14 protein-coding genes are annotated in these 16,434 nt (G+C 71.9%); 11 read left to right on the top strand and 3 right to left on the bottom strand.

The genetic code is table 11. From position 1 onward, the window contains the following. Positions 1 to 33: 33 nt before the first annotated feature. Positions 34 to 1,311 carry an aminotransferase class I/II-fold pyridoxal phosphate-dependent enzyme gene (locus ACZ7L9_RS19140; protein WP_471416321.1) on the top strand — a complete coding sequence of 426 codons (1,278 nt, stop codon included), beginning with the start codon at positions 34 to 36 and terminating at the stop codon, positions 1,309 to 1,311. A 25-nt stretch (positions 1,312 to 1,336) separates the two neighbouring features. Next, positions 1,337 to 2,395, top strand: a complete 1,059-nt coding sequence (locus ACZ7L9_RS19145; protein WP_471416322.1) for an MBL fold metallo-hydrolase — start codon at positions 1,337 to 1,339, stop codon at positions 2,393 to 2,395. On the opposite strand, the gene ACZ7L9_RS19150 is transcribed toward ACZ7L9_RS19145, so the two are convergent. Together ACZ7L9_RS19150 and ACZ7L9_RS19155 are read right to left on the bottom strand one after the other, a co-directional pair. After that, positions 2,385 to 3,005, bottom strand: a complete 621-nt coding sequence (locus ACZ7L9_RS19150) for a DedA family protein (protein ID WP_471416323.1) — start codon at positions 3,003 to 3,005, stop codon at positions 2,385 to 2,387. The two genes, ACZ7L9_RS19145 and ACZ7L9_RS19150, sit on opposite strands and share 11 nt — an antisense overlap. Beyond that, complete coding sequence (locus tag ACZ7L9_RS19155) at positions 3,002 to 3,784, bottom strand: MBL fold metallo-hydrolase (protein ID WP_471416324.1); 783 nt, start codon at positions 3,782 to 3,784, stop codon at positions 3,002 to 3,004. Before ACZ7L9_RS19155 ends, ACZ7L9_RS19150 begins: the two co-directional genes overlap by 4 nt. 285 nt (positions 3,785 to 4,069) lie before the next feature. On the opposite strand from ACZ7L9_RS19155, the gene ACZ7L9_RS19160 reads away from it, so the two are divergent. From ACZ7L9_RS19160 to ACZ7L9_RS19190, 7 genes are all read left to right on the top strand, one after another. Then, complete coding sequence (locus ACZ7L9_RS19160) at positions 4,070 to 4,471, top strand: recombinase family protein (RefSeq protein WP_471416325.1); 402 nt, start codon at positions 4,070 to 4,072, stop codon at positions 4,469 to 4,471. A 102-nt stretch (positions 4,472 to 4,573) separates the two neighbouring features. Then, positions 4,574 to 6,676, top strand: a complete 2,103-nt coding sequence (locus tag ACZ7L9_RS19165) for a phage holin family protein (RefSeq protein WP_471416326.1) — start codon at positions 4,574 to 4,576, stop codon at positions 6,674 to 6,676. 47 nt (positions 6,677 to 6,723) lie between these two features. Then, positions 6,724 to 8,835, top strand: a complete 2,112-nt coding sequence (ligA, locus tag ACZ7L9_RS19170; RefSeq protein WP_471416327.1) for an NAD-dependent DNA ligase LigA — start codon at positions 6,724 to 6,726, stop codon at positions 8,833 to 8,835. 160 nt (positions 8,836 to 8,995) lie between these two features. Further along, positions 8,996 to 9,850, top strand: coding sequence for a rod shape-determining protein (locus ACZ7L9_RS19175; RefSeq protein ID WP_471416328.1), 855 nt, complete (start codon positions 8,996 to 8,998; stop codon positions 9,848 to 9,850). 29 nt (positions 9,851 to 9,879) lie between these two features. Next, entirely contained in the window at positions 9,880 to 10,467 is a 588-nt protein-coding gene (locus ACZ7L9_RS19180; RefSeq protein WP_471416329.1) for a hypothetical protein, read from the top strand. Between the two features lie 30 nt (positions 10,468 to 10,497). Next, on the top strand, positions 10,498 to 12,825 hold the full coding sequence (gene secD / locus ACZ7L9_RS19185; RefSeq protein ID WP_471416330.1) for a protein translocase subunit SecD: 2,328 nt from the start codon (positions 10,498 to 10,500) through the stop codon (positions 12,823 to 12,825). Positions 12,826 to 12,977: 152 nt separating this feature from the next. After that, positions 12,978 to 13,721, top strand: a complete 744-nt coding sequence (locus ACZ7L9_RS19190) for a YoaK family protein (RefSeq protein ID WP_471416536.1) — start codon at positions 12,978 to 12,980, stop codon at positions 13,719 to 13,721. Here ACZ7L9_RS19190 and ACZ7L9_RS19195 read toward each other — a convergent pair. Then, positions 13,711 to 14,556 (bottom strand): helix-turn-helix domain-containing protein, encoded by an 846-nt coding sequence (locus tag ACZ7L9_RS19195; RefSeq protein ID WP_471416331.1) that lies wholly within the window; start codon positions 14,554 to 14,556, stop codon positions 13,711 to 13,713. The two genes, ACZ7L9_RS19190 and ACZ7L9_RS19195, sit on opposite strands and share 11 nt — an antisense overlap. A 63-nt stretch (positions 14,557 to 14,619) precedes the next feature. On the opposite strand from ACZ7L9_RS19195, the gene ACZ7L9_RS19200 reads away from it, so the two are divergent. Both ACZ7L9_RS19200 and ACZ7L9_RS19205 read left to right on the top strand, forming a co-directional pair. After that, entirely contained in the window at positions 14,620 to 14,925 is a 306-nt protein-coding gene (locus tag ACZ7L9_RS19200) for a 4a-hydroxytetrahydrobiopterin dehydratase (RefSeq protein ID WP_471416332.1), read from the top strand. Between the two features lie 166 nt (positions 14,926 to 15,091). Then, on the top strand, positions 15,092 to 16,021 hold the full coding sequence (locus ACZ7L9_RS19205; protein ID WP_471416333.1) for a class I SAM-dependent methyltransferase: 930 nt from the start codon (positions 15,092 to 15,094) through the stop codon (positions 16,019 to 16,021). Positions 16,022 to 16,434: the final 413 nt, after the last annotated feature.

Below are 16,434 nucleotides of genomic sequence, written 5' to 3' on the forward strand. Positions count from 1 at the left end.
GACAGGGCGACGGGCGGCGGCGAAGGAGGCTCGATGGCGCGGAAGCGGACCGGGCGGACCGGACTGGCGGGGCGCGGACAGCTGGGCGGGGGCGGGGCGCGTTCCGTACGGGAGGACCGCGGCCCGGTCCGGTACGGGCCGCCGGCCCCCGATCCCGGTCTGCCCGTCCTGCCCGAACTGGCCGAGGTGCTCGCCGCCGCGGCCGGACGCGGCGAACCCGAACCGACCGGCGGCGGCGACGCCCTGCGCGAGGCCGCGACCGCCTACTGGGCGCGGCGCGGACTGCACGGCGGCCCGGAGCACGTCGTCGCCGCCCCGGGCGCGTCGCCGCTGCTGCTCGCACTGATCGCCGCGCACGGTGGTGACGTGCTCATGCCTCGCCCCTGTACGGCCACCTGGATCCCGCAGGCCCGGCTGTTGGGCCGGCCCGCCTACCACGTGCCGACCCCGGCCGAGTGCGGCGGCGTGCCGGATCCGTACGCGCTGCTGGAGACCGTGCGCCGGGTGCGCGCCGAGGGCGGGCGGCCCCGGCTGCTGCTGATCTCCGTCGTCGACGACCCGACCGCCACCGTCGCCCCGCCGGAACTCGTGAGCGAGGCCTGTGAGGCCGCGGTCGCCGAGGGGATGCACATCGTCAGCGACGAGACCTGGCGCGACACCCTGCACCGGCCGCACGACACGGTCCTGCTCAGTCCGGCCGAGATGTGCCCCGACGACGTCACGGTCGTCAGCGATCTCGCCGGTGCGCTGACCCCGTCCGCCTGGCCGGTCGCGGTCGCCCGGTTCCCGGACACCGAGCGGGCGTCGGCGCGCCATGCCCGTACCCTCGACATCCTCACCGCGCTCGGCGCGCTTGTCGCGGGACCCGTCGCCATGGCCGCCGCCCACGCGCTGCGTGAACCGGATTCCGTCACCGAACGGGTTCGCCGGGCCGCCGAGCTCCAGGCGAAGGTCGCCGCGGCGGCCCACCGGGCGGTGCTCGCCTCGGGCGCGCTGGCCAGGCCCCCGCAGGCGGGGCGCCATCTGTACGTCGACCTCGGGCCGCTCCGGTCGCGGCTGGCGAACCGCGGTGTCACGGACTCCCTGGAGCTGGAGGAGTACCTGACGGAACGTCTCGGAGCACCGACGCCGGGCGGCCACCGGTTCGGCGACGAACTGGGGGCGCTGCGCGTACGGCTGGGCACCGGGACGCTGCTCGGGTCGACCCCGGAACAGCAGATGGAGTCCCTCACCGCTGTGGAGCCCCTCGAATTGCCGCATGTGGCCGAAGCCCTGAGCATTTTCGGGACGGCACTCGACGAACTCCGATGAGGAACAGCGAGACGGGAGTCTCTCGATGACGGAACGGACCGAGCGCTCCCGCACCGGGGCCGCGCACCCGCACCAGGTCTCTCGCGGCGAGGTCGTCGAACCGCGTCCGCTCGGCGAGGTCCGGCTCTGGCCCAGAACCTTCGCCGACCGGCTCACCGGGCCGCTCCCGGGTGTCATGAGCATGTCCCGCCTGGCCCGTGAACGCACCCTGCGGCCCAGCCCGGAAGGGCTGCGCGGCATCCACCGGCTCCCGTACGCCCCCGAATCCCTGCCCGTCACCCCCGCCGGCGCCACCTCCATCACCTGGGCCGGGCACGCCAGCTGGATCGTCCGCACCGGCGGGCTCACCGTCCTCACCGACCCCGTCTGGTCCCGGCGCATCCTCGGCACCCCGGCCAGGATCACTCCGGTCGGCGTCCGCTGGGAAGACCTGCCGCCCGTAGACGCCGTCGTCATCAGCCACAACCACTACGACCACCTCGACGCCCCCACCCTGCGCCGGCTGCCCCGGAACACCCCGCTGTTCGTCCCCGCCGGACTCGGCCACTGGTGCCGCCGTCGCCGCTTCACCTGTGTCACCGAACTCGACTGGTGGGAATCGGCCCAGCTGGACGGCGTCCGCTTCGACTTCGTGCCCGCCCACCACTGGTCCAAGCGGACCCTCACCGACACCTGCCGCTCCCTGTGGGGAGGCTGGATCATCGGCACCGCGGGCAGCGACGGGCAGCGGATCCACTTCGCGGGGGACAGCGGGTACGGGCACTGGTTCGGCGAGATCGGCCGCCGGTACCCCGGCATCGACCTGACCCTGATGCCGATCGGGGCGTACGAACCGCGCTGGTGGCTCCGTGACGTACACACCGATCCGGAGGAGGCCGTGCAGGCTTACGAGGACCTCGGCGCCCGCGCGATGGCGCCGATGCACTGGGCGACCTTCCTGCTCTCCGCGGAGCCCGTACTGGAACCGCTGGCCCGGCTGCGTACCGCCTGGCAGCGGGCCGGACACCCCCGGACACGGCTCTGGGACCTGCCGATCGGCGGCTCCCGCCTGCTCGACCCGGTACCCCGCACGGTCAGTGGCTGAACCGTGCCCGCACCCTGCGCCACACCGCGGGAGCCCCGCTGATCAGCAGCGTCAGAGCCACCGCCGCGACCACACCCTGCCACGGTTCGGGGAAGAGCGAACCGCCCAGAATGCCGATCAGCTGGTACGTCGCCGCCCACGCCAGACAGGCCGGCACATCCCCGCGGGCGAATCGGCGCAGCGGTGTCCGGCCCAGCAGACAGGCCAGCATCACCGGAATCCGGCCCGCCGGTACCAGCCTCGACAGCACGAGCACCACCGCACCGTGCTCGTCCAGTTTCCGCTGCGCCTGCGCCAGCCGCTCCGGAGCGGCCCGGTCGCTGATCGCCCGCAGCCACCTCGAACCGTTCCTCGACCGCACCCCGCGCTGCCCGAGCCAGTACAGACAGATGTCACCGAGGAACGCCGCGGCCGACGCCACCCCGAAGACGATCAGCAGCGAGAACGGCGACGACTGATGCAGCGCCACCACGGCGGCCGAACTCACCAGAGCGCCCGTCGGCACCACCGGCACCAGCGAGCCCAGCGCCACCAGCAGAAACAGGGACGGGTAGCCGACCGCCTGCTGCGTCGACTCCGTGGGCAGCTGTCTCACGACATCCTGGATCACCGGGCGGCCTCCGGCCGCACGTGTTCGCCGTGCGACAGCCGGTGCACCGCCACCTCCGGCGCCAGCAGCGCCGCCTTGCGGACGAACTCGTCACCCGGCGAGTGGAACTCGTGCGGCCTGACTCCGTCCATGCCGATCGGCCAGTACGTGCCGTAATGCACCGGCACGGCCGACCGGGGAGCCAGCCGGGTCAGCGCCTGCGCGGCCCGGCCCGCGTCCAGATGGCTGTGGCCCAGATACGGACCCCAGCCGCCCACCGGCAACAGCGCCACATCCACCGGACCGACGGCCCGGGCCATGTCGTCGAAGAGCCCGGTGTCGCCGGCGAAGTACGTCCGCGCCTCGCCCTCGACCACATAGCCGAGCGCGGGGGAGCGGTGCGGGCCCACCGGCAGCCGTCTGCCGTCGTGCAGCGCGGGAACGGCCCGGACCCGGACCTCGCCGACCCGGACCACGTCGCCCGGAGAGACCTCGGTGATCCGCAGCCCGCGCACCGAGCGCAGTACCCGCAGCCCCGGCACGGAGTGCACCGCACCCGTTGGCACGATCAGCCGGCTGCCGGGCGCGAGCCGGGCCAGCGACGGCAGATGCAGATGGTCGGAGTGCAGATGCGAGACGATCACGACATCGGCGACCGCGGCCTCGGGGCCGGGCAGCTCGCCGCGGCGTCGGCGCAGATGCGCGAAGCGCCGTACGAAGAGCGGATCGGTCAGCACGCGGACCCCGGAGTCCTCGATCGTGCAGGTGGCATGACCCCACCAGGTGACTTCCACCGGCACGCGGTGCCTCCTCGTTCCCGGGTTCCTTGGTTCCGGGCTCCTCGGTCCGGCCCTGGCATCGAGCCTAGTGCCGCGACCGGAACGGGTGACCCGGTGCCGGCCGGCGAACCGGAGCGGCGCAGCCGTTGGGCGAGGGTACGGGACGGGGGCGCACGTGGCGTTCCGTGTCCTTACGCCGCGCGCCCCCTCGCTCCTCCGGTCCCGGCACGCGCCTTCTTGCGCGGGAGCCGGACGGGTAGGGTCGCCGGTACGCCCAGCACGGGGGAACGGCCATGGGGGACGTAATTGGACGTACGGGTGGCGGCCATCGCCAGTCTCACGCCGCTCGAGGAACTCGACAGCGATCCGTTCCTTGTGGACACCCGCAGCCAGCACGACATGTGCGCCCGCTGGGCCGCCGACAAGGGGTACGTCGTCACCCGGCAGCTGCGTTTCTACGGACTGCGCCCCGACCACCACGCCCTGTGGACGGACGTCGAGAGCGGCGAAGTCGAGGTGTTCGTCGCCGCCAACGACCGGGTGCTGGCGCGGGCCCTGACCTCCGTGCCGGAGTTCGCCGCGGAGTGCGAGCGGCGCGGCGTACGGCTGGAGATCGCGGGACTCGACGAGCCGCCGTACAGCGCCCGTACGAAGGCGAGCGTGCACCGCAGGCTCTCGATGCCGACCGCCGGATACGACGGCTGCTGACGGTCCCCCCGACCGCGGTCGCCGACGGCCCGCGGCCGCGCTGTGAAAGGCTGGGGGGCCAGGGCCCGGAACGACGGGATCCGGATGTGAGGTGGGAACGGCGTGGGTGACGGGCGATGGCGAACAGCAGGCAACGCCCTGATGCGAGTGATTGTGGTCTGGGCGGTCTCGACGCTCACGATGCTGGCACTCGCCGGGATTCTGCCGGACTTCCAGCTCCAGTCGGACAACGGCGACAGCATCACCAAGACCGCGTTCACCGCGGCCTGGGGCGCCGGAGCGTTCGGTCTGCTCTCCGCCCTGGTCTGGCCCGTCCTGGTACGGGCACTGCTCATCGTGCCCGCACTCGTCCTCGGGATGCTCGTCTTCTTCCTGAACGGTTCGCTGCTGCTGCTCGCCCTGCGGCTCATACCGGACGGGCGCGGTGCCGCCAACCCGGAGACCGCGGTCGTCGTCGCGGCCGTGATGTCCGCCGTCGCCTCCGCGACCTCCACGGCGCTCGCCGTCCGCGACGACAACGCCTACCGGCGCCGCCTCTCCCGGCTCGCCGACCGCCGCAGACGGCGCAGCGGTGCCGACAGCGGGCGCAGCGGACCGCCCGGCACCGTGTTCATCCAGCTCGACGGCGTCGGCCACGACGTGCTCGTCCGCGCTGCCGGCTCCGACCTGATGCCGACCGTCGCGCACTGGCTCGCGGACGAGGAGGGCCATCGGCTCACCCCCTGGCGCACCGACTGGTCCAGCCAGACCGGCGCCAGCCAGCTCGGCATCCTGCACGGCAGCAACCACGACGTCCCCGCCTTCCGCTGGTACGAGAAGGAGACCGGCGACGTCATGGTCTCCAGCCGCCCCGCGAGCGCCCTCGAGCTCCAGCGCCGGGCCATCGCCCGCACCCACGACACGGGGCTGCTCACGGTCGACGGCGCCAGCCGCGGCAACCTCTTCAGCGGCGGCGCCGATCAGCTGGCGCTCGTCCTGTCCATGGCGGCCCGGCTCGGCAAGGGCCGCCGTTCCAGGTCGGGGTATTTCGCCTACTTCTCCGATCCGGCCAACGCCGTACGCACCGCGCTGTCGTTCGTCGCAGAGGTCTGCCGCGAGATCGGCCAGTCGACCCGGGCGTGGATACGGAAGGACACGCCCCGGATCAAACGTGGCGGGTTCTACCCCTTCATCCGGGCCTTCGCGACCGTCGTCGAACGTGATGTGGTCGTCGCCGCCGTCATGGGGGACATGTTCGCCGGACGCACCGCCGTCTACGCCGACCTGGTCGCGTACGACGAGGTGGCGCACCACTCCGGACCGCACAGCCGCGACGCGGAGAAGGTGCTCGCGCGCCTGGACCGCTCGCTGGCCCTGATCGGGAAGGTCGCCGAACACACCCCGCGCACCTACCGGATCGTGCTGCTCTCCGACCACGGACAGAGCCCCGGGGAGACGTTCGCGGGGGCGTACGGGCTGACGCTCAAGGACCTGGTGCGGGCGGGCTGCGGACTGCCCGTGCCCCGTCGGGCGCAGCGCACCCGCAGCGTTTCGGAGGCGCGTGACGCGGTACGGATCGACCTGCACCGCCGGCCGGTCGAGGAGGGCGAGGCGGAACACCGCGAGAAGCCGTCCGACCCGGTCGTCCTCGCCTCCGGCAACCTCGGCCTGATCTCCTTCCCGGACATCGAGGGACGCGCCTCGCGCGAACAGCTCGACCGGAGCCGTCCCGCACTGCTCGGCACCCTCGCCAACCACCCCGGCATCGGCTTTCTGCTGGTCCGCAGCGAACGGTACGGATCGGTCGTCCTGGGCCGCGGGGGCGTCGAGGTCCCGGTGTCGGAACTGAAGGACGGGCACGGGCCGCTGGCGTCCTTCGGCCCGGGCGCGGCGGCTGCGGTGCGCCGCACGGACACCTTCCCGCACGTCGCCGACATCATGGTGAACTCGATGTACGACGAGGACACGGGCGGTGTGCACGCGTTCGAGGAGCAGATCGGCTCGCACGGCGGTCTGGGCGGCGAGCAGTCCCGGCCGTTCCTGCTGTGGCCGGCGGAACTGTCGGCGCCGGTGGCGGAGGGTACGGAGCTGGTGGGGGCCGAGCAGGTGCACGGGGTGCTGCGGCGGTGGCTGCGGGAGTGCTCGGGGCCGCAGATCCCGCTGGCGGCGCCCGGCGCGGTGGGTGACGCCGACGAGGCGGCCGGAACGGTTCAGGCGGCCGGCTGAGGGCCGTCGTCCTTGCTCAGAGGGCATTGTCAGTGGTGGGCGGCAGGATGGGGGACATGACGAACTCAGCTGTTGTGCTCGCCGATACCGCCGCCTACGCCGCCGCGGTCGAAGACGCGTCGCAGGCCGCCGCCGCGTACTACGCCACGGGCGAGAGCACGCTCGACGACGATGCGTACGACCGGCTGGTGCGGGGGATCGCCGCATACGAGCAGGAGCACCCGCAGGAGGTGCTGGAGACGTCCCCGACCGGCAAGGTGGCGGGCGGCGCCGCGGGCGGCGACGTGCCGCACACGGTGCCGATGCTGTCCCTGGACAATGTCTTCTCGGCCGAGCAGTTCGCCACCTGGACGGCGTCGCTGGAGCGCCGGATCGGCAGACCCGTCGCCGCGTGGAGCGTGGAGCCGAAGCTCGACGGCCTGGCTGTCGCCGCCCGCTACCGGGCGGGCCGTCTGGAGCGGCTGATCACCCGGGGCGACGGCACCGCCGGCGAGGACGTCTCGCACGCGATCGGCACCGTGGCCGGCCTCCCCGAGCAGCTCGCCGAGCCGGTGACGATCGAGGTGCGCGGCGAGATCCTCATGACGAACGAGCAGTTCGAGCAGGCCAACACCGTGCGCACCGAGCACGGCGGCGCCCCCTTCGCCAACCCGAGGAACGGCGCGGCGGGCACACTCCGGGCCAAGGACCGCGCGTACACGGTGGAGATGACATTCTTCGCCTACGGTGCCCTGCCGCTCCCCGAGACCGGCGAACTGACCGACGCCCTCGCCGAACTCCCGCACAGCGAGGTCCTGGGGTACGTCGCCGGGCTCGGCGTCCACACCGCGGCGGACACGGACGTGGCACCGCGCGCCGTCACCACCGTCGAGGAGGTGCAGAGCCGGATCGAGGACATAGCGGTGCTGCGTGCCTCGTTGCCGTTCGGTATCGACGGCATCGTGATCAAGGCCGACCTCGCAGCCGACCAGCGGGAGGCCGGTTCCGGGACCAGGGCGCCGCGCTGGGCCATCGCCTACAAGCTTCCCGCCGTGGAGAAGGTCACCCGGCTCCTCGACGTCGAGTGGAACGTCGGCAGGACCGGCATCATCGCGCCGCGCGCCGTACTCGAACCGGTCGAGATCGACGGCTCGACCGTCAGCTATGCCACACTGCACAACCCGGCCGACATCACCCGCCGCGATCTGCGGCTGGGCGACCGGGTGATGGTCTACAAGGCGGGCGACATCATCCCCCGTATCGAGGCGCCGGTCGCCCATCTGCGGACCGGTGAGGAGCAGCCCGTCGTCTTCCCCGAGGTGTGCCCGCAGTGCGGCTCCGAGATCGACACCAGCGAGCAGCGCTGGCGCTGTGTCCGGGGGCGCGATTGCCGTCTCGTCGCCTCCATCTCGTACGCGGCGGGCCGTGACCAGCTCGACATCGAGGGCCTCGGCGCCACCCGGGTCGTCCAGCTCGTCGACGCCGGCCTGGTCGCCGACTTCGCCGACCTCTTCACCCTCGACCGGGAACAGTTGCTCGGCCTGGAACGCATGGGCGAGACCAGCACCGACAACCTCCTCGCCGCCATCGAAACGGCACGGACCCAACCGCTCTCCAGGGTCTTCTGCGCGCTGGGGGTACGCGGCACCGGGCGCTCCATGTCACGCCGTATCGCCCGGTACTTCGCGGACATGGACCGGATCAGGGCTGCCGACGCCGAGGCGCTCCAACGGGTCGACGGGATCGGTAAGGAGAAGGCGGCGGGTGTCGTCGCGGAGCTGGTGGAGCTGGCCCCGCTGATCGAGAAGCTGGTGGCCGCCGGGGTCAACATGACGGAGCCCGGCGCGACGCCGCCGCCCGCACCCGGCGAGGAAGGCGCGGAAGCGGCCGCTGCCACGGACGGCGAGAGGGCTGCGGGGCTGCCGCTGGACGGGATGACCGTGGTGGTGACGGGGGCGATGACCGGCGTACTGGAGAAGCTCTCCCGGAATCAGATGAACGAACTGATCGAGCGGGCCGGCGGGAAGTCCTCGTCCAGCGTCTCCAAGCGCACCACGCTCCTGGTCGCCGGGGAGAAGGCCGGATCCAAGCGCACCAAGGCGGAGGACCTCGGCATCCGGATCGCCGCACCGGACGAGTTCGCCGAACTGATCGCCGGATACCTGCCGTCGGAGGTGTGAGGCACCAAGGAGACCTCGCAACGCCCGAGCCCTTGGATTTTGCCTGGGAGTGGCTTTCTTTGCCTTCCTATTGCATAGTGAGGGCTCGGCCATGCCTCGCTATCAGCGGGGCCATGGACAGGTGAACGGCCACCGTGGCGTGCAGGGGGAGGAGGGGCGGATGCACTCGTCGCACGACGGACCTCGACTCGGCCGGTCCGTCCGCCGGGAGTACCGCGGCCTCACCCGCGGTCTCGCCCTCGACCTGGGCAGTTCGCGGACCCGCGCCTGGATGCCGGGACACGGCGTCATCGCCGACACCGAGGCGTGCGGCGACTTCGGTGCCGAGCCGGGGCAGGGCCGCCCGGTCCGGCGGGGACGCATCGTCGACCCCGTGTCCTGCGGCAGGATGCTCGGCCGTATCGCCGATACGGCCCTGGGCGCGGACCGCACCGACACCGTGATCGTCCTCAGCCACCCCGTCCTCGCCGGGGCCGAGCACCGCGCCGCGGCAATGGAACTGATCGCCGCACTCGGGCCGGTGAGCATCATCGCCCTGGACAGCGCGCGCGCCGCCGCCGCGTGCGCCGGGCCGCAGGACGGCGGCCCACTGCTCGTCGTCGACATCGGCGCCGAGCTGACCGAGGCGACGCTACTCGTCGACGGACTGGTCCGTGACGCGCGCCAGGCCGAGACGGGACTGAGCGACCTCGAGCCCTCCGAGCCCCCCACCGCGGTCGTCCGCACCGTCCTGGACATGGTGACGGAGATGTGGAAGCAGGACCGGCACGGCGCCGTCCTGGGGGCCCTGCGCAAGGGCCCGTTGCTCGCCGGGGGCGGCGCCGCCAGCCCCGACATCACCGACCGGATCGCGGTCCGCCTAGGCGTTCCGGTGCGTCTCGCGGACGACCCGGCGACCACGGTCGTACGCGGCGCCGGGCTGATCCTCAGCTCCGTGCTCCGCCGGGCCTGCGAGGCACCGGCCCGGCAGGAGACTGCCGGTACGGCACCGGCCCAGCCCGGCCGAGAGCGGTGACCCCACTCCCGGGGCCGCCCCCGGGGAACGTGCCCCCGAGGCCACGACCGGCCACCTCGGCTCCGCGCGGCCGCGCGCAGGAGGTCCGGCAGGCAGGACAGGGCCTGGTCGTCGCCGTCCTGCTCGCCGTGCTCACCGTCATCGGCGGCGCCCCCGCAGCCGCCGGATCCTCCCTCCCCGCCCGGCCGTTCGCCGGTGTGCCGCCCTCCGCCGCGTCCTCACCAGGAGCCCATCAGCCGACCCTGCACAGCGACCGGACCGCCCGCACCGGCACCGCCCACGACACCCGCCGCACCCACATCCGCACGGCCACGGCGACCGACGGCCACCGCCCGGTGCCGACGCCGGCGCCCCGGCCCAGGGCCGGGGCCGACCAAGCCCGCACCGCGCACCATCTCCCGCCGCCCGGACCCGACATCCTGCTGCCCGGCGTACCGGGCATCCGCGTACCGCACCACGCGCACCGACAAACACCCGCCGCGCCCTCTCGTGCCACCGACCGTTTCCGCGTCGCGCTCCCCGGCGTACGCGGGCCTCCGGGGACGGCCGTTCACCGGCCATCGGTCCTGCCACCGATCCCGTCCCACACGCACGCCGTTCCGTCCTCGCCGAGGTGAGGGCGCCCGGCGCCCCCTCGGAGGAAACCCATGACTCGCGCCACCACGGTGCGAGCGGTTCTGGCTGCGGCCGTCCTGCTCGTCTCCGTGCTCATCACGCTGACCATGTCACCCAGACTCGGCCTCGACCTGCAGGGCGGCACCAGAATGGTGCTCCAGGCCAAGGACTCCGACACCGCGAAAGCGGACCGCGAGAGCACCGACCGCACCCTTGAGGTGCTCCGCCAGCGCATCGACTCCCTCGGCGTCGCCGAACCCACCCTGACCCGCTCCGGTGAGGACCGGATCATCGTCGAACTCCCCGACGTCCAGGACCCGCGCAAGGCCGCCGAAGTCATCGGCAGAACCGCCCAGCTCAGCTTCCACGCAGTCCAGGGCCCCGGCACCCAGAACGACGACAAGGCGGACGACAAGGCGGACGACAAGGCCGGCGGCGGGCTGACGCTCCCCGACGAACAGGGCCGTCCTCTCGCCCTCGGCCCGAGCAGGCTCTCCGGCGCGGGCGTCAAGGACGCCACCGCGGTGTTCGATGCCCAGCAGGGCGCCGGCTGGACCGTCTCCCTCGACTTCCACAAGAAGGCGGGCGGGGACTGGACCCGGCTGACCGGCGAAGCGGCCTGCAACCCGGTCCAGGACGACCGGCGCCGCGTAGCCATCGTCCTCGACCAGCAGATCATCTCCTCGCCGCAGGTCTCCCCCTCGGTCGGCTGCAACGTCGGTCTGCCGTCCGGTTCCACCCAGATCACCGGCTCCTTCAGCGCCGACGAGGCCCGCGAACTGGCCCTGCTCATCAAGGGCGGCGCCCTGCCGCTCCCCGTCGAGATCGTCGAGCAGCGGACCGTCGGCCCGACGCTCGGCGCCGCGGCCATCGACGCCAGTGCCCGGGCCGCCCTCATCGGCGCCGCGGCCACCGCACTCTTCATCATCATCGTCTACCGGCTCTTCGGCGCACTGGCCGCCGTCGCGCTCGCCGCCTACGGACTGATCTCCTACGCGGCCCTGGTCGCCCTCGGCGTCACGCTCACGCTGCCCGGCCTCGCCGGATTCGTCCTGGCCATCGGGATGGCGGTCGACGCGAACGTGCTGGTCTTCGAACGGGCCAGAGAGGAATACGCGCAACACCCGGGTCGCACGCTGCGCTCCTCGCTGACCGCCGGATTCCGAGGCGCCTGGAGCGCCGTCGCCGACTCCAACGTCACGACGCTGATCGCGGCCGGACTGCTCTTCTTCCTCGGCTCCGGGCCGGTGAAGGGCTTCGGTGTCACGCTCGCCATCGGTGTGCTGGCGTCGATGTTCTCCGCACTCGTCATCGCCCGCGCACTCACCGAGATCGCCGCACGCTCACGATTCGTCAGCGACTACCGGGGCATCAACGGCATTGCCTCCCTCGGCCGGGTACGTACCTGGCTGACCCGCCGTGATCCCCAGCTGATGCGGTTCCCGCGCCGCTGGCTGCTGGTCTCCGCGGCACTGGTCGCCGTCGCCGTCCTCGGTATCGTCGTACGAGGCGTCAACCTGGGCGTCGAATTCACCGGCGGCCGGCTCGTCGAGTACTCGACCAGCAGGCCCGTCGAGGTGGAGCGGGCTCGCACCGCCCTGGCCGACGCGGGCTTCGGCGACGCGGAGGTCACCACCGCGGGTGCGGGCGATCTCTCCGTACGTACCGGAAAGCTCGACAACGACGGTGAACACGCCATGCGCGCCGCCCTCGCGAAGGAGGGCGGCGAGACCACCAAGGTCCGTGACGAACTCATCGGCCCCAGCCTCGGTGACGAGCTCCGGCGCAACGCCCTGATCGCGCTCGCCATCGCCGTCCTCGTACAGCTGGCCTATCTGGCGATCCGGTTCCGCTGGACTTTCGCCGTGGGCGCGGTCGGGGCGCTGGTCCACGACGTCATCATCGTGGTCGGCGCCTTCGCCTGGCTCGGACGCACCGTCGACGGCATCTTCCTGGCCGCACTCCTCACCGTCATCGGATACTCCGTCAACGACTCCGTGGTGGTCTTCGACCGGGTACGGGAACTGTGGGCGAAGGCCCGCCGCGTACCCGTCGCCACGGTTGCCAACCGGGCCGTTCTCCAGACCGTGCCCAGAACGATCAACACAGGAATGGGCGCTCTCTTCATCCTGACCGCACTCGCGGTGCTGGGCGGCGACTCCCTCGCGGACTTCGCGCTCGCCCTGCTGATCGGCATCTGTGTCGGCACCTACTCCTCGGTGATGACCGCCGTACCGGCCGCACTCGTCCTCGAACGGAGCAGCAAGGCCCCGCCGCCCGCCCGGAAGCGCGCTCCCAGGCGCCGGTCCGGCACGAAGGCGGCGCGCCGGGATCCGCTCGACAACGGAGCACGCGTATAGCCGCTCCGGAACGTACGACGCCCCGCCCTGAAGGAAGCCGGGCTCCTCCTTCAGGGCGGGGGCGACATGCGTCGGTCGTGGCGTTCCGTGCGCCCGGGACGGCACAATTCCGAGCACCCACGTGTGATCGGAGCCGACCCGTGACCATGCCCGTGCCCGTCGTGCTGCGTGAGGCTTGGTCCACCGTCGTACCGGACATGAACGACCGGCACGGACCGCTGCCTCCCCTGATGCTCGCCCTGACTGTCGTGACGGGACTGGTCGACGCGGTCAGCTACCTGGAACTCGGCCGGGTCTTCGTCGCGAACATGACCGGCAATGTGGTCTTCTTCGGCTTCGCGATCGCCGGAGCCCCCGGATTCTCACTCGCCGCCTCGCTCGTCGCACTCGCCGCGTTCGCGGTGGGGGCGCTGCTCGGCGGCCTGATCGTGCACCACGCCCCGACGCATCGCGGCCGGATGCTGATGTACGCACTCCTCGTCGAGACCACCTGTGTCCTGGCCGCGGTGCTCGTCACTCTGATGTCCGGACATCCGTACGTCGGCGGGGTCCGTTTCGCGCTCATCGCCCTGCTCGGACTCGGCCTCGGGCTGCAGAACGCCGTGTCCCGTGCACTGGCGGTCCCCGACCTCACCACCACGGTGCTGACGCTGACCATCACCGGCATCCTCTCCGACAGCCGGTTCGCGGGCGGAGGCGGCAGCAGGGCCGGACGACGGGTGCTCTCGGCCGCCGCCATGATGACCGGCGCGCTCGTCGGAGCCATGGCCGTACTGCACGGGCACCCGAGACTTCCGCTGCTGCTCGCCCTGGCGCTCCTGGCCGCCGTGACCACGGCCGCGATCGTCCTGGCCCGCGCCGACGCCCCCTGGGTCCGCCCGATCGTCAGGAAGTGAGGGACCGCAGATGGTCGGCGGTGGCCCGGTCGGCAGGCAGGAACGTCTCGATGGCCAGCTCGGCCACCGTCACATCCATCGGCGTATTGAACGTCGCGATGGAGGAGACGAACGAGAGCACCTGTCCGCCGTGCTCGATGTGCAACGGCAACGCGAAAGGCAGCGGCGACGTGGGGCCGGACCTGTCGATCGCCCCGTCGCCGCCCCCGGTCGGCCCGGCGCCGTCGGCCCGGTCCGTACCTCCGGGTGCGGGATAGCCGGCGACCTCCTCGTACAGCTCACGCAGCGCCGCCGACCGGGCCAGGGCGATCTGGCGATCCATCTGTGCCAGCAGATCGGCCCGCCACTCCCGGAGATTACGGATGCGCGGAGCCAGGCCCTCCGGATGGAGGGTGAGCCGCATGGCGTTCAGCGGCGGCGCCAGCAGATGCCCGGCCACGCCCTCCAGCAGCATGGTGATACCCCGATTGGCCGCCACGACGTTGTACATGCCGTCGACGACGAGCGCCGGGTACGGGTCGTACCCCTGGAGCAGCCGCTCCATCCCCTCGCGCAGCGCGCCGAACGCCGGGTCGTCGAGCGCGGTCTGTGCGTAGCGGGGCGCGTAACCGGCCACCACCAGCAGAGCGTTGCGTTCCCTGACCGGGATGTCGAGGTGCTCGGCCAGCCGCAGGATCATGTCCTCGCTGGGCCGGGAGCGGCCGGTCTCGACGAAGGAAATGTGCCGGGCCGAGGAATCGGCCCGGAGCGCCAGCTCCAGCTGGCTGATCCGACGCTGCTCCCGCCAGCTGCGCAGCAGCGGCCCTACCCCCGTGTCAAGCGCGACAGTTGTCATACCCAGACCGTAACGTCACCGGCACCGTCGACCGGAACCGATCGCTCGTGAGGGAGTCCCAGCATGCCCGCCGCACCATTGTCACAGAAGGAGATCGAGGACCGTCTGGGTGATCTGCCCGGCTGGTCGCTGGAGGGAGACCGGATCACCTGCACCTATCGGCTCCACACGCATTTCGCCGCTCTGGGGCTGACCGTGCACATCGCCCAGATCCAGGACGAGCTGAACCACCACTCCGATCTGACCCTCGGATACAACACCGTCAACCTGTCCGTGAACACCCATGACGCCGGTGGTGTGGTCACCGAGAACGACCTGAACCTGGCCGCGCGAGTGGTGGCGATCGCCCCCGGGCACGGCGTGAGATAGCCGGGCGAACGGGCATGCCGCCGCCGTGCGGTGGCGTGCCACAGCGCGACACCGAATCCGTCGGCCGGCACGTTCCCCGCAGTGGCGTTCGCTGTATCGGCACGGCGGGTTGTCGAACCGGCAACAAATCTCGCCAGAAACGCCGATGTGTGGTGAGGCTGTCCCCATGAGCCAGCACAGCGACGGTCATCGGCACACCACCACCCACGGCCAACGGCACAACGACCACACCCACGTGCACCACCACGACACCACCGAATTCGACTGGGACGTCATGGGCCCGCTGCTGGAGCAGAACGCCGAGCTCAGCCGCCCGCAGTACGAGGAGGCGGCACGCTGGACCGCCGCCCTGCTCACGGCCCCGAACGTGCGCAGGGTGCTCGACATCGGCAGTGGCCCCGGCGTGATCTCCTGTCTGCTCGCCGAGGTGTTCCCCGAGGCCGATGTCGTCGCCGTCGACGGCACCCCGGCCCTTCTGGAACGCACCCCGGCCCGTGCCCAGCAGCTCGGTCTCGGAGACCGTGTACGGACCCAGCAGGCCGAGATCCCCGAGGACCTCGACGAGTTGGGGGAGGCGGATCTGATCTGGGTGGGCAACGCTCTGCATCACATGGGTGACCAGCGCGCCGTCCTCGCCGGGTTCGCCGCCCTGCTGCGCCCCGGGGGGACCATTGCCCTGGTCGAGGGCGGTCTGCCACCCCGCCAGCTGCCGCGCGACATCGGCATGGGGCGGCCCGGCCTGGAGGCCAGGCTCGACGCGATCACCGCGGACTGGTTCGAGGACATGCGGGCGTCGCTGCCCGGCACCAAGCGGGAGACCGAGGACTGGAACGCCCTGCTCACCGCGGTGGGGCTGGACCCGCAGGGGACCCGCAGTTTCCTGCTCGACCTCCCGGCACCGCTCTATCAGCCCGGGCGCGACCATGTCATCGCGGAGTTCACCCGTCGGCGCGAGATGTTCGAAGAGGCGCTCTCGGCCGAGGACATCGCCGTACTGGACCGGCTCCTCGACCCCGAGGATCCGGCCGGACTGCGTCACCGCCCCGATGTCTTCCTGCTCATGGCGCGCACGGTGCACCTGGGCCGACGGGGCTGACCTTTACGGGCTGACCCGTGCCGACCCGCCAGGTTCCGGGGACACCGCGGGGCCGGGCGGGCCGGTGCGTTCGTCGGGCTGCCCGTACCCGCCGCCGTGGAACGCGCTGCGGGCCCCGTGGCGGCCAAGCGCGGACGGGGCCGTGGATCACCGGCATTCACGGCCCGCGGCCGCTGCCCCGACCGTGTCCATAGAAGACACGCTGCCGCCAGGGTGAGTGGGCATCAGAAAGTCCCCTGGACAGGCTAATGGCAGATCAATTCGCCCACAAATAAGGTCAATTGGCGTCTCATCTAATTATATGGAAATAGCATATGGCGTACTTTATGTACCTCGATCGGCGTGCAGGCGTCGACCTTCGACGTGTCCGATATGACAGGTATGGGGGCCGTCAGTACGTTCATCCACGGGTC

The sequence above is a fragment of the Streptomyces sp. NPDC111516 genome, from assembly GCF_055635345.1.